Genomic DNA, 13,886 nt, shown 5'->3' with positions numbered 1-13,886 from the left:
AGCCGGCAACATCACCGTTACACCTAACGCCGGGCAAAAAACCATTGCGCCGCCTCCACATCCAGGGCGATCTGCTGCTTCAGGGCCTCCAACGAAGCGAAGCGCACCTCGTCGCGCAGCTTGTGTAAAAATACCACTTCCACATAGGCGCCATAAATGTCGGCGTCAAAATCAAACAGATTCACCTCCAGCAGGGTGCGGGTGCCGTCCACCGTCGGTCGCGTACCGACATTGGCCACCCCCGCCACAGGCTCACCGCTGACGCCGAACATCTCCACCGCAAACACACCGCGCACCGGGGTGGCCTGGCGGTGCAGGTGGATGTTGGCGGTGGGAAAGCCCAGCTCACGACCGCGCTGATCCCCACGCGCCACGCGCCCGCTCATGCGATAGGTGCGTCCCAGCAGCTTCTCCGCCGTGCGCATATCGCCCTGGGCCAGGGCCTCGCGCACGCGCGTGCTGCTGACCCGCTCGCCGTCGACGTGAAAACTGTGCATGCTCACCACTTGAAACCCATAGCTCTCACCGGCCTGCTTGAGCGAGGCGAAATCGCCGCGGCGCTGATGTCCGAAACGAAAATCATCGCCCACCACCAGATACTTCACCCCCAGGCCTTGGACCAGCAGGGTGTGGATGAATTCCTGCGCCGACCACGCGGCGAGGCGCCGATTGAAGGGCAGGCACAACACCCGGTCCACCGAATACCGCCGCAGCGCCTGCAACTTCTCCCGCAACCGGGTCAGTCGCGGCGTCTGTGCCGCGGCGCCGAAATACTCCTGCGGCTGGGGCTCGAAGGTGATCACCACCGTGGGCAGATCGAGCCGCCCGGCCGCCTCGGCCAACTGGCCCAGCACCGCCTGATGACCGAGATGGACGCCGTCGAAGTTGCCGATGGTGGCGACACAGCCGCGCTGGCGGGGCTGCAAATTGTGAATACCGCGGATTAATTCCATCCCTGACCAGATTCAACGCGCAAAGGGGACTTATTATAAAGCACCTTGGCTAGACTTTCTGCCGCCAGAGCGTGCCAAAGCGCACCCCCACCAGCAATAACACCAGAAAATAGACCGCGGCCCCCGCCGCTATCCACAGCAGTAACTGCCATGTCCGCGTCAGGCCGTCCCAGGCGAACCATTGCGCCAGCTCGCCCGCGCCCCACCATAACAGCGCCGCCATGACGATATTGGCCAGCAGCACCTGGAGGAATAATTTCAGCCAACCGGCCTCCGGCATGTAAACGCCTTCGCGGCGCAGGATGCGGTACAACAACCCGGCATTGATAAAGGCCGACAACGAGGTCGCCAGCGCCAGCCCCGCATGGGCCAGGGGAAATACCAGAATCACGTTCATCACCATATTGGAAACCATGGCGATGATGCCGATCTTGACGGGGGTCTTGGTGTCCTGACGGGCGAAGAAGCCGGGCGCCAAGACCTTGACCAGAATGAAGCCCTGCAGACCGAGGGCGTAGGCCATCAGGCTGCGGGTGGCCATTTCGGCGTCGTGCTGACTGAATTCACCATATTGAAACAGCGTCGTCAGCATGGGTCCGGCCAGCACGAACAGGCCCACGGTGGCCGGGGTACCGATGAGCAGCACCCAGCGCAAGGCCCAATCCAGGGTGCGGGAAAAGGCCTCGGCCGAGGCGGCGGCATGTTGCTGCGACAGGTTGGGCAGGATGACGGTGGCCAAAGCGATGCCGAATACCCCCAGCGGAAACTCCACCAAACGGTCGGAGAAATAGAGCCAGGAGACGCTGCCGGTCACCAGAAACGAGGCGATCAGGGTGTCCAGCAGTAGATTGATTTGCGCCACGGAAGACCCGAAGATGGCCGGAATCATCAGCGTCTTGATCTTCTGTACCCCGGCATTGTTGCGATCGAAGCGCGGCCGCGGCAGCAGTCTCAGCCGCGCCAGGAACGGCAGCTGGAACAGCAGTTGCACCAGTCCGGCGGCGAACACCCCCCAGGCCAGCGCCATGATGGGCTGCTCCATCTGCGGCGCCAGCCACAGGGCGCAGCTGATCAATATCAGATTCAGCAGCACCGGCGTGAAGGCGGGCACGCTGAAGCGACCGTAACTGTTGAGAATGCCGCCGGCAAAGGCGGTGAGCGAGATAAACAAGATATACGGAAAGGTAAACCTGAGCATGTCGGTGGCCAGGTCGTATTTTTCAGTTTCGTCGAGAAAGCCCGGCGCAAAAACGGCGATCAACAGCGGTGCGGCCAGGATACCGATGATGGTGATCAGCAACAGCACCGCGCCGAAGGTACCGGCCACATCGTCCACCAGGCGCTTGACCTCGTCGTGCTCGCGTTGGGTCTTGTATTCGGACAGCACCGGCACGAAGGACTGGGAAAAGGCCCCTTCGGCGAACAGCCGGCGCATGAAATTGGGAATCTTAAAGGCGACGAAAAAGGCGTCGGTGCCCAGCCCGGCGCCGAAGATGCGCGCCACCACCATGTCGCGGATGAAGCCGAACACCCGCGACAGCAGGGTCATGCCCCCCACGGTGGCCGTCGATTTGACCAGCTTTTTGCTCATTTTCTGCCCATAACTGTCTATTTTTATTGCGTTCTCAGCGACTTCCGGATTCTAACCGTTCCGGCGCCAAAACACACTGCGCGCCCTTGTTTGACATCGGCGCCGGAATCAGGCATATTTACGCGCCTTTGAGGCCCCGCCTTTAGGTGGCCGGATCAACCACAGAATTTGAGGAGTCTTACCTTGGCTAACTCTGCACAAGCGAGAAAGCGTGCCCGTCAGGCTGAAAAGAGCCGTCAACACAATGCCGCCCTGCGCTCCAAGATGCGCACCCATGTCAAGAACGCCGTCAAGGCGATCCAAAACGGCAACAAGGAAGACGCCCAGGCCGCCTACAGCGCCGCCGTGCCCATGATCGACAAGATGGCGCGCAAGGGTATCATCCACGGCAACAAGGCCGCCCGTCACAAGAGCCGCCTGAATGCGCATATCAAATCTATGGCATAAGCGTTAAGCGCGATGGATTGAAGAAGCCGGCTATCAAGCCGGCTTTTTTGTTTCTGAGAGACTCCCCTCTTTTCTCCGGCTGTTTTGTTTTTGAAGGCTCCCCTCTTTTCTAAAGAGGGGCTGGGGGAGATTTAAAGCTAAGCGCTCCAAACTTTTAAATCCCCCTCAATCCCCCTTTAAGAAAGGGGGAGGCTAAAGGCGTTATTTATGTGCATCCATGCGCGTTCGCTGGCGGATTCAAACAACCACCAAATTATCGCGATGAATCAGCTCCGGCTCGTCCACATAACCCAGCAGTGATTCGATGCGCTCGCTGGCGTGGCCTTTGATCTTGCGCGCCTCATCGGCACTGTAGTTGACCAGGCCGCGGGCCACTTCGCGACCGTCGGGGTCGACACAGGCCACTACTTCGCCGCGGCCGAAACCGCCCTCCACCGCCGTCACCCCGACGGCCAGCAGGCTGCGGCCCGATTCGCGCAGCACCCGCACCGCGCCCGCATCCAGCACCAGGCGGCCGCGGGTCTGCAGATGTCCGGCCAGCCATTGCTTGCGTGCCACCAGCGGCGGCTTGCCGGGCGTCAACAAGGTGCCGATCTCTTCACCAGCGGCGATCTTGAGCAGCACCTCAGGCTCGCGCCCGCCGGCGATCAGGGTGGCGGCGCCGGAACGGGCGGCGCGCTCGGCGGCGCGTACCTTGGTGAGCATACCGCCGCGGCCGAGGCTGCCGATGCCGCCCGCGCCGGCCATCTTTTCCAGCTCGGGATCACCGGCCTGGCGCTGGCGGATCAACGGCGTATCGGGGTTCTGGCGCGGATCGGTCTCATACATACCCGCTTGATCGGTGAGCAATACCACCAGCTCCGCCTCCACCAGATTGCCGACCAGGGCGGCCAGGGTGTCGTTATCGCCGAAGCGGATTTCGTCCACCGCCACGGTATCGTTCTCGTTGACCACCGGCACCACCCCCAGGTCGAGCAGGGTACGCAGGGTGCTGCGGGCGTTGAGATAGCGGTGTCGGTGACTTAGGTCCTCGTGAGTGAGCAGCACCTGGGCGGTATGGATGCCGAATTTTTGAAAGCGGGATTCATAGGCCTGCACCAGACCCATCTGGCCGGTGGCGGCGGCGGCCTGCAATTGATACAGGGCATGGGGACGTTTGGTCCAGCCCAGCCGCTTCATGCCCTCCGCAACAGCGCCGGAGGAGACCAGGACCAGGTCGATGCCACGCGTGCGCAGGGCGGCGATCTGCGCCACCCAGGCGGCAATCAGATCATGGTTCAGGCCCTGGCCGTTGTCGGTCACCAGCGAGCTGCCGACCTTGACCACCCAGCACTTTGCTTGACCCAGTTCTTGGCGCGTTGTCATGAGGAATCTACAAAAATATCGATGCGCTATTGTCGCGCTTCACGCGTCCTTTGTCACCGGATGCTGTTCCAGATAGTCCATGATCTGGTAGACCAGCGGCTGGGTGTTGGTCTTGTTGATGGCAGCGATCCTGAACACCGGTCCGTCCCAGTCCAGCGCATCGATAATGCTTTGGCAACGCGCCTCGCGCTCGGCATCGGGCAGCAGATCGATCTTGTTCAGCACCAACCAGCGCGGCCGCTGCGCCAGGGTCTCGCTGTACTGCACCAATTCGCGTTCGATCTTGCGCACGTTGTCCACCGGCTCGGTCTGGTCATACGGGGCAACCTCCACCAGGTGCAGCAACAAGCGGGTGCGCGACAGGTGTTTGAGAAACTGGATGCCGAGACCCGCGCCGTCGGCGGCCCCCTCGATCAAACCGGGCACATCGGCGACGACGAAGCTGCGCTCGTAATCCACCTTGACCATGCCCAGGTTGGGATACAGGGTGGTGAAGGGATAATCCGCCACCTTGGGGGTGGCCGAGGAGACGGCCCGGATGAAGGTGGACTTGCCGGCATTGGGCAGCCCCAGCAGGCCCACATCGGCCAGCAGTTTCAATTCCAGGCGCAGGCGCCGCACGTCGCCCGGCGTGCCCGGTTTGGATTGACGCGGCGCGCGGTTGGTGCTGCTCTTGAAACGGGTGTTGCCGAGGCCGTGAAAACCGCCCTGGGCCACCAGCAGTTGTTGGCCGTGCTCAACCAGATCGCCCATCTGTTCGCCGGTCTCGTCGTCTGCCACCAAGGTGCCCACCGGCACGTGCACGAACAAATCGTCACCGCCCTTGCCGGTGCGCTCGCGGCCCATGCCGTTCTGACCGCGCTCGGCACGGTAATCACGCTGATGACGGAAATCCACCAGGGTGTTGATGTTCTCGTCGGCAACCAGATAGACACTGCCGCCGTCGCCGCCGTCGCCGCCATCGGGCCCGCCGTAGGGAATAAATTTCTCACGCCGGAAACTGACACAGCCGTTACCGCCGTCGCCGGCCTGGACCCGAATTGTGGCTTCATCGATGAATTTCATTTCAAATCCGAACAAAGAGCGCAGAGAACAGATAAAAGAAGAAAGCAGGGTGTTTTCCGTGCCCTATTCTGTACCCTTTTCTCTGTTCGCTGCTGCATAACTAAAAAAGCCCCGTCGCTGACGGGGCCTTAGTCGCGTATCCGCTTTAGCGGGAAATCTAGGCGGGAACGACGCTGACGGTCTTGCGGTTTTGGGGGCCTTTGACTTCAAACACCACCTCACCGTCCACGGTGGAATACAGGGTGTGGTCGCGACCACAGCCCACATTCACGCCGGGATGAAAACGCGTACCGCGCTGGCGCACGATAATGCTGCCGGCATTGATGCGTTGACCGCCGAAGACCTTGACGCCCAGGCGTTTACTCTCTGAATCGCGACCGTTGCGACTACTACCACCCGCTTTCTTATGTGCCATTTCTGAATACCTCTTTAGCGCGCTGCTCAGCCGGCGATGCCGGTGATCTTCAGCTCAGTGTAATTCTGACGATGTCCCATCTGCTTGCGCGAATGCTTGCGGCGACGGAACTTGACGATCTTGATCTTTTCGCCGCGGCCGTGCCCGGCCACGGTGGCGGTGACCTTGCCGCCGTCGACATAGGGCGCGCCGACCTTGACGTCATCGCCGTTGGTGATCATCAGGACCTTGTCGATCTCCACACTACCGCCCTCTTCAACGGGCAAACTCTCAACACGCACCACATCGCCTTCAGCCACGCGATACTGTTTGCCACCGGTTACTATGACAGCATACATGCCGTTTTCTCCAAAATTTCTATAGCTAGTGCCGCCCCCGACGAGCGCGGCGAAGGCCCAATAAATTCAGACAAATACAAAAGAGGCCGAATTCTAACCCCTGTTGCGGCCAAGGTCAAACCCGGCGGCGCAAAATAAGCGCTTGTAAGTGCGTCTTCTTCGCCACTAAAATGTGCTTACCTATGCTTATCACTCAAAATAAAGCCCCGCAAGCTGCGGCCGCGCCCCCGTTTGACATACAGACCATCATCGACCTGACCCAGGGCGATATGACTGCAGTGAATCGGGTGATTCAGGACCGGCTGCAATCCGACGTGGCGCTCATCAACCAGCTGGGCCACTACATCATCAATAGCGGCGGCAAGCGCCTGCGTCCCCTGCTGGTGCTGCTGACGGCGCGCGCCTTCGGCTACACCGGATCGCAACATATTGATATTGCAGCCATAATAGAATTCATCCACACCGCCACCCTGCTCCACGACGATGTCGTCGACGGCTCGGACATGCGCCGCGGCCAGGAGACGGCCAACAATATCTGGGGCAACGAGGCCAGCGTGCTGGTGGGGGATTTTCTCTACTCACGCGCCTTCGAAATGATGGTGGACGTGAAAAACATGCGCGTCATGGAGATCCTGGCCCATGCCACCAACACCATCGCCGAGGGCGAGGTGCTGCAGCTGCTCAACTGCCGCGATGCCGATACCACCGAGGCGCGTTATCTGGAGGTGATTCACTCCAAGACCGCCAAGCTGTTCGAGGCCGCCACCCAATTGGGCGCCGTGTTGAGCAAACGGCCGGACGATGAAGAACGCGCCCTGGCCGCCTACGGCATGCACCTGGGCACGGCGTTTCAACTCATCGACGACGTGCTCGACTACAGCGCCAATGCCGACCAGATGGGCAAGAATATCGGTGACGACCTGGCCGAGGGCAAACCCACCCTGCCCTTGATCTACGCCATGCGCAGCGGCAGCAGCGTACAGGCGGCGGTCATTCGTCACGCCATCGAAAACGGCGGCCGGGATGAAATCGCCGCCGTCATCGACGCCGTTCAAGACACCGGCGCCATCACCTACACTGCCGATTTGGCCCGCGAAGAGGCACAAATGGCCGCCGCAGCCATTGCCAATCTCGCCCCAAGCGTATATAAAGACGCCCTGTACGCGCTGGCCGAGTTCTCGGTCAACCGGACGTACTAATATAATTCGGAGTGTAGCTCAGCCTGGTAGAGCACTGCCTTCGGGAGGCAGGGGCCGGAGGTTCGAATCCTCTCACTCCGACCAATTTCTCCGCGTCACTGCATCGTCTCGTTGTTGCGCTGCCGTTCGGAGTCACTCAACACGTTAGCGATCGTTTTCAACAAGGCCTTTACGCCTATCGGCTTGGTCAAATAGGCCGCGAACCCGACCGCTTGGCCGCGCTCCACGTCCTTGAGCGTGGCGTTGGCGCTGACGGCAACCACTGGAACCGATTGGGCCTTTTCCAAGGCCCGCAGTTCGTCCAGGACCGCGAAACCATCCCTGTCCGGCAGATTGATATCCAGCAAGATTAAATCGGGCATATGCTCGCGCGCCAGTGCCACGCCCTGGCTAGCATCCGCGGCCCACAACAGCCGGTAGGGGGTATGCTGCTCAATGATGCGTTGCACCAGATGCAGATTGGCGCGGTTATCTTCGATATAGAGCAGGGTCTTGGGCGCCATCGGAAGCTCGGCCAACGCTGGAGTTGGCGCAACATTAGCACCGGATTGCGCATCGTTCGAGATGTGGCTGAGATCGACCGCGTCGACTTCGACCCAGAAGGTACTCCCTTCGCCGACTCGACTGTAAAAACCGATCTCTCCCCCCATCGCCTCGATCAAACGTTTCGAGATCACCAAGCCGATACCGGTACCGGACACCGCCCCGCCTTCGGCGCCAAGCCGATCAAAGGGATTAAACAAGCGTTGCTGCTGCGTTTGGTCCAAGCCCTTGCCGGTGTCGGTGACTGAGAACCTGAGCCGCCCGGAAGGATAGGGTGCGCAAGAAAGCGTCACATGACCCCCTTCGCGGTTGTATTTAATGGCGTTGGACAAAAGATTGATCAGCACTTGTTTGAAGCGGGTTTCGTCCACATACGCCCGAGCCCCGTCTATTGCGTCGAGGCGCGCGTTCAGCTGTACCCCCATCTGTTTTGCCTCGGGCTGCATCAGGGTGACGCATGCGCGGCAAAGTTTCTGCGCATCGGCCTCGACCAGGAGCAGATTCACTTTGCCCGCTTCGACCCGGGCCAAGTCCAGCACCTCTTCGATGAGGTCCAGCAGATGATCGCCGGCCCGCAAGATCTCGCCGATATATTCCCGACTCTGGGGGTCGCGCGCATCCAGCTCCATCAATTGGGCAAAACCGAGAATGGCATTCAGGGGCGTACGCAATTCATGACTCATGCGGGATAAAAACTCGGATTTTGCCTGGCTGGCCTGCTCCGCCTCCCGTTTGGCGTCGATCAACACCTGTTGGGCAGAGCGCAGATTGCTGCGCATGACATCAAATTCCGAGGTGAGACGGCCGATCTCATCACGCGAAGCCGCCGGCAGAGCGACATCGAAATCCCCACCGGAGATGCGCGCTGCGGCGTGCTCCAGCCGCGCCAATGGCCGCCGCACCCACCGTTCCTGCAACCATAAGCCCATCCCCAGCAGCAGCACCAACACCAGCAGCACCATCTGTTCCAGGCCGCGCACCTGGGTAAGCGCAGCCATGTATTTTTCCTCCAAATCGGCCACCAGGCTGAGTTGAGCCACTTGGGCGCCGTCCCATACCATGACATGCTCGATTGCATTCAGATATTCACCGCTGGGGCGCGGACGAGGAGTCAGGGGATACAGCCGTTTGCCATCGGCATTACGCAATTCCAACCATACCCACACCCCATTGCGGTTTTCGATTTGACCGTCCAGGGTGGCATAGATGGCCGCCAGATCGCCGCGCAACAGATCCTGAACCATGCCCATCTCCAGGGCAGTCAATATCTCATGCTCATAGCGCAGGGCGGAGGCCCGCTCGCTCTCCAACAGGCTGGGCACGAAATAGAAGTGGATCACCCCCATTAACAACATGAAGGCCAACACCATAGGCCAGAGTAGTTTTGCGCGTATCCCCATAGTCACGGCACTATTGAAAGCGCTTCAGGCCCAACTCGCGCAGGAACCGGTACTCCTCTACGGACGCCGGCCCGAGCGCCGCGATCGGCACGCCGGACAATAGTTCGCGCCCGCCGGGTTCCCGCCCCAACGCCAGCAATGCCTGCAGCAGCCGATCGCGAATCTCAGGCGGAATACGATTGTGGACCACAACGGGATGGGAGGGCACGGTCTGGGTTCGATACACCACCCGCAGGGACGACTGCAGTTCATGCGGTTGTTGCGCCAATGTCTTTTGTACGCCGCCCCCGGCGACGGTTTCGCCCAAGGCCACATTGAGATAGACCGAGCTATGGCTCTGCACATAGCGGGGTACGACCTCAACGCCATAACGATCAAGCAATTCGGCGCGCATCAGCAAGGTGGCCCCCAATGCCATCGGGGCGGGAAACGCAACCGTCCGCCCCTCTAATTCCTGAACCGACTGGATCGGACTCTGCCGCGGCACCACCAAAATACCATGCAAATCGGTGCCCACATCCCGCACCAGCGGGGTGTAATGTCGACCGCTCACCGTGACTGCATGATAGGGGTTGATATAGGCGAGATCGAATTCGCCAACGGCGAGATCGCGCTCAAAGGATGGAATCGTGGACGCCCCGCGTAGCACGAACGCGAAACCGGTGCGCCGCTCCAACTCATCGAGGATGGGGCGCCACACCGCATGAATCTGGCGTACATCAAACTGGGGCACCACGCCCACCGTCAATACCCGAGGCGCCGATGAGACTTGCGGCTCAGCATATCCCACGGCGGCCACCGCCATTAACAGCCACGCCATGCCCAGCCTCAGCAATCCATTATTCCAGCGATTCACGGGTACTCCTTACAGCAAAATTCACAAACCCCCATACTACATCTCCCGTGGGACGAGTGCCGGGACACCGCGGCGATGATAAACCCTGTCTCCCCGATGATGGGATATAATAATCACCCCGAGACGCTTCGTCTCGGGACTCTACAAAATTCGATCAGGCACACACAGTATGTTATTCAGATTACTCATCGCCACCCTATTTGTCGCCTTAGCCTTCTTTTTGATACGACGCCTGCGCCGCGGCAAGCGCACCAAAGACCAACTCCCGAACGCCTACGCGGAAACCGTCGCCTGCCACAAATGCGGCATCCTGGTCCCCAAAGACGAGGCCGTGGAAAAGGACGGCCGGTTGTACTGCTCGGAAGAACACAGCCAAGAATAGACTACAACTCCGTCCGGCTGTTCCGATAGTAAAATTGGGCTTATCTTTACGCGAATCGACCTGATGCAGAGCGCGACAAACCAGTTCAAGGCAAGCGACGGCACACCGGCACAGCAAACCTGGCGGCCGCTGCGGCTGTTCAATCTCTATCGTCTGTTGATCTCGGGCGCCTTCTTGATCAACGCCATGATGGATTTCAGCATCCAATCCATCGGCCAACACGACCCGACGATCTTCCAGCTGACGGCGATTGCCTATTTCATAGTCTCCGTCGCCAATGTCTTCACCATTTATTGGCGCCGGCCTGAATTTCCTATCCAGGTCTACTTTCAAGTTGTCGTCGATTGCGTTGCCATTACGCTGCTGCTCCACGCCTCCGGTGGCGTACAAAGCGGTCTGGGCATGCTGATCATCGTCGCCGTGGCGGGCGGCAGCATTCTGCTGCCCGGGCGTAGCGCCCTGGGGTTCGCCGCCATCGCCTCTCTACTGATACTGGGCGAACACATCTATATCCAGCTCAGCAATCCGACCATGCCCACGGCCTACACCCATGCCGGCCTACTGGGCGCCGCCTTCTTCGCCACCGCCCTGCTAGCCCATGTATTGTCGAGGCGCGTTCGCGAAAGCGAGGCGCTGGCGGAAAAACGCGGCATCGACCTGGCCAACATGGAGCTACTGACCCAGTACATCATTCAGCAGATGCAGACCGGTGTGGCCGTCATCGACAACGAAACCTGCCTGTGGCAGATCAATGAATCGGCGCGCCGTCTGTTGGATATCAAGCCACCAAACGGGCGACCGCGGCTGGAAAAGGTGTGTCCCGAGCTTGCCGCCGAGCAAGCCCGCTGGCTGGCTGACCCAAGCGCCCCCCCGCAACGCTTTAAGCCGGCAACCGGCGCCACCGAGGTGCTGCCCCACTTCGCCAAACTGGGCGAATACACCGGCACCCTGATCTTTCTCGAAGATACGGCCGCCATGAGTCAGCAGGCGCAGCAGCTCAAACTGGCCTCCCTGGGCCGACTGGCCGGCAGTATCGCCCATGAAATCCGCAACCCCTTAGGCGCCATCGGCCACGCCGGTCAGCTGCTCGCGGAGTCCGACCATCTCGATCAGCGTGAGCAGCGCCTCACCGAGATCATCCGCGGCAATACACGACGCATGAACAGCATTATCGAAAATGTGCTGCAGTTGGGGCGCCGCAACCAGGCTCAACCCGAGGTCATCGCACTCAAGCCCTGGCTGGAGGAATTTATCGACGAATTCTGCCGCGGCCAGAACATCGATCGCGGGCTGATCGAGCTGGACGTCATCCCGGAGCAATTGAGCTGCGAATTCGATCCCAGCCAGCTGCACCAGGTCTTGTGGAACCTGTGCCACAACGGTGTGCGCCACAGCCTGGCCCACAGCGGCAGCCCAAGACTGGCCATTCGAGCCACGACCAGGGCGGACAATCCAACGCCCTATCTGGACGTGATCGATTACGGCCCCGGGGTGGCCGCGGAGGTCGTCGATCAGCTGTTCGAACCGTTTTTCACCACCGACAACAAAGGCACCGGCCTGGGGCTATATATTGCGAAAGAGCTGGCCGAATGCAATTATGCACACTTGAGTTATTTCCCCGCCAATACCGGCGGCAGCTGTTTCCGCATCACCTTCGCGGACCCGAGACGACGGAGAACGGCCCAGTGAGCCCCAAAGCCATTGCCCTGGTGGTGGACGACGAGCCCGACATCCTGGAACTGCTCGAGATGACCCTCGAGCGCATGGACATCATCGTCCATACCGCCGCCGACATGGACGCGGCCAAGAAACAGTTGGCCTGCAATGAATATGATCTCTGTTTTACCGATATGAAACTGCCGGACGGCGACGGCCTCAACCTGATCAAGCATATCCAGCTGCACTACCCCAACACCCCGGTGGCCATGATCACCGCCCACGGCAACATGGAGGCCGCCATCGCCGCCCTCAAGACCGGCGCCTATGATTTCGTCTCCAAACCCGTCGACCTGCAGATGCTGCGCAACCTTGTCACCACCGCACTCAAACTCAAACACGGCGAGACCAGCCAGGTCGAACGCCGCAGCCGCGACACCCTGCTGGGCGAGTCGGAACAGATGCGCAAGATCCGCAACAAGATCGTCAAGCTGGCGCGCAGCCAGGCACCGGTTTATATCAGCGGCGCCTCCGGCAGTGGTAAGGAACTGGTGGCCCGTCTGATCCACGACAAGGGCCCGCGGGCCGATACCCCCTTCGTCCCGGTGAACTGCGGCGCCGTCCCCCAAGAACTGATGGAGAGCGAATTCTTCGGCCATAAAAAGGGCAGCTTCACCGGCGCCAACACAGACAAGGCCGGTCTGTTCCAGGCCGCCGACGGCGGCACCCTGTTTCTGGACGAAGTGGCCGACCTGCCTTTGCACATGCAGGTCAAACTGCTGCGCGCCATCCAGGAAAAATCCATTCGCCCCGTCGGTGCCCAGACCGAGGTACCGGTGGACGTGCGCATCCTCAGCGCCACCCACAAGAATCTAAGCCAGCTGGTAGAGGCGGGCGAGTTCCGCCAGGACCTGTTCTACCGTATCAATGTCATCGAACTGCGGGTGCCGGGGCTGCAGGAACGCAAAGACGACATCCCCCAACTGGCCGATCACTTTCTCACCAAGATCGCGCAGCAGGCCGGCCTGGAAAAGCCGCGGCTATCGAACGAGGCCCGGGAGGCCCTGCTCAACTATTCATTTCCTGGCAATGTCAGGGAGCTGGAAAACATACTCGAGCGCGCCTTCACACTGTGCGAGGACGACACTATTAATAAAGAAGACCTGCAGCTGCCGGCGGATACGCATAACCATAACCACGACATACCCATGGACGACCAACCGCTGGACTCCTTTCTCGGCGACCAAGAAAAAGAGGCCATCCAAAAGGCCCTGGAACAGAGCAAATACAACAAAACCGCCGCCGCCAAACTGCTTGGCATCTCCTTCAGACAACTGCGCTATCGGCTGAAAAAGCTCGGTATCGATTAATTACGACCGGCATTGTCAAAAAGTGACAAAATCTGTCACATTGTCAGTCGAATAAACGTTTCCCTCACGCCAATATCCGCCCACCGCTTGCCCGAAAAACAAACTACAAGAACACCCCTAACCCCCTATTCAAACTAGAAAAATATGACATAATAAATCCGAATCCAGGGACGGAAGGGTAACAACAACTCCACACACCCTCCTCACCGAAAACTTGGCACGGGAAGTGCTCTGTAACTACCGAGGCAAAAAGTTCTCAACGTATTAAAGTCTGGAACACCCGGACCGATATGGATACCGAAGAAC

Annotated in this window: 13 protein-coding genes and 1 tRNA gene; 6 read left to right on the top strand and 8 right to left on the bottom strand. The window is 59.9% G+C overall.

The annotated features are described in order from the left end of the window. Positions 1–23: 23 nt before the first annotated feature. Positions 24–953: a bifunctional riboflavin kinase/FMN adenylyltransferase gene (locus Tel_00810; protein ALP51793.1), complete on the bottom strand. Its 930-nt coding sequence runs from the start codon at positions 951–953 to the stop codon at positions 24–26. A 49-nt stretch (positions 954–1,002) separates the two neighbouring features. Beyond that, complete coding sequence (locus Tel_00805) at positions 1,003–2,502, bottom strand: murein biosynthesis protein MurJ (GenBank protein ID ALP54682.1); 1,500 nt, start codon at positions 2,500–2,502, stop codon at positions 1,003–1,005. 225 nt (positions 2,503–2,727) lie between these two features. Here Tel_00805 and Tel_00800 point away from each other — a divergent pair, with 225 nt between their 5' ends. Then, on the top strand, positions 2,728–2,991 hold the full coding sequence (locus Tel_00800) for a 30S ribosomal protein S20 (protein ID ALP51792.1): 264 nt from the start codon (positions 2,728–2,730) through the stop codon (positions 2,989–2,991). A gap of 237 nt (positions 2,992–3,228) precedes the next feature. On the opposite strand, the gene Tel_00795 is transcribed toward Tel_00800, so the two are convergent. From Tel_00795 to rplU, 4 genes are all read right to left on the bottom strand, one after another. Then, complete coding sequence (locus Tel_00795) at positions 3,229–4,356, bottom strand: gamma-glutamyl kinase (protein ID ALP51791.1); 1,128 nt, start codon at positions 4,354–4,356, stop codon at positions 3,229–3,231. Between the two features lie 39 nt (positions 4,357–4,395). Next, the gene (gene obgE / locus Tel_00790; GenBank protein ALP51790.1) at positions 4,396–5,421 is read right to left on the bottom strand and encodes a GTPase Obg; all 1,026 of its coding nucleotides are present in this window, start codon (positions 5,419–5,421) and stop codon (positions 4,396–4,398) included. Positions 5,422–5,578: 157 nt separating this feature from the next. After that, the gene (gene rpmA / locus Tel_00785) at positions 5,579–5,836 is read right to left on the bottom strand and encodes a 50S ribosomal protein L27 (GenBank protein ID ALP51789.1); all 258 of its coding nucleotides are present in this window, start codon (positions 5,834–5,836) and stop codon (positions 5,579–5,581) included. A 26-nt stretch (positions 5,837–5,862) separates the two neighbouring features. After that, positions 5,863–6,174, bottom strand: coding sequence for a 50S ribosomal protein L21 (gene rplU, locus Tel_00780; protein ALP51788.1), 312 nt, complete (start codon positions 6,172–6,174; stop codon positions 5,863–5,865). Positions 6,175–6,443: 269 nt separating this feature from the next. On the opposite strand from rplU, the gene Tel_00775 reads away from it, so the two are divergent. Together Tel_00775 and Tel_00770 are read left to right on the top strand one after the other, a co-directional pair. Then, complete coding sequence (locus tag Tel_00775) at positions 6,444–7,373, top strand: octaprenyl diphosphate synthase (protein ID ALP54681.1); 930 nt, start codon at positions 6,444–6,446, stop codon at positions 7,371–7,373. A 7-nt stretch (positions 7,374–7,380) separates the two neighbouring features. Further along, positions 7,381–7,457 (top strand) — tRNA-Pro (locus Tel_00770). 11 nt (positions 7,458–7,468) lie between these two features. Here the strand turns inward: Tel_00770 and Tel_00765 are convergent. Together Tel_00765 and Tel_00760 are read right to left on the bottom strand one after the other, a co-directional pair. Next, positions 7,469–9,286, bottom strand: a complete 1,818-nt coding sequence (locus Tel_00765; protein ALP51787.1) for a hypothetical protein — start codon at positions 9,284–9,286, stop codon at positions 7,469–7,471. A gap of 40 nt (positions 9,287–9,326) precedes the next feature. Beyond that, on the bottom strand, positions 9,327–10,151 hold the full coding sequence (locus Tel_00760; protein ALP51786.1) for a hypothetical protein: 825 nt from the start codon (positions 10,149–10,151) through the stop codon (positions 9,327–9,329). Between the two features lie 190 nt (positions 10,152–10,341). Here Tel_00760 and Tel_00755 point away from each other — a divergent pair, with 190 nt between their 5' ends. From Tel_00755 to Tel_00745, 3 genes are all read left to right on the top strand, one after another. Then, positions 10,342–10,554 carry a hypothetical protein gene (locus Tel_00755; GenBank protein ALP51785.1) on the top strand — a complete coding sequence of 71 codons (213 nt, stop codon included), beginning with the start codon at positions 10,342–10,344 and terminating at the stop codon, positions 10,552–10,554. Between the two features lie 63 nt (positions 10,555–10,617). Continuing rightward, positions 10,618–12,243, top strand: a complete 1,626-nt coding sequence (locus Tel_00750; GenBank protein ALP51784.1) for a hypothetical protein — start codon at positions 10,618–10,620, stop codon at positions 12,241–12,243. A 59-nt stretch (positions 12,244–12,302) separates the two neighbouring features. Further along, entirely contained in the window at positions 12,303–13,580 is a 1,278-nt protein-coding gene (locus Tel_00745) for a two-component system response regulator (GenBank protein ALP54680.1), read from the top strand. The last annotated feature ends 306 nt before the right edge of the window (positions 13,581–13,886 follow it).

This window comes from Candidatus Tenderia electrophaga (assembly GCA_001447805.1).
Taxonomy (GTDB): domain Bacteria; phylum Pseudomonadota; class Gammaproteobacteria; order Tenderiales; family Tenderiaceae; genus Tenderia; species Tenderia electrophaga.
The sequence above is the reverse complement of the archived record's forward strand: the minus strand, read 5'-3'. Positions and strand labels throughout refer to the sequence as shown.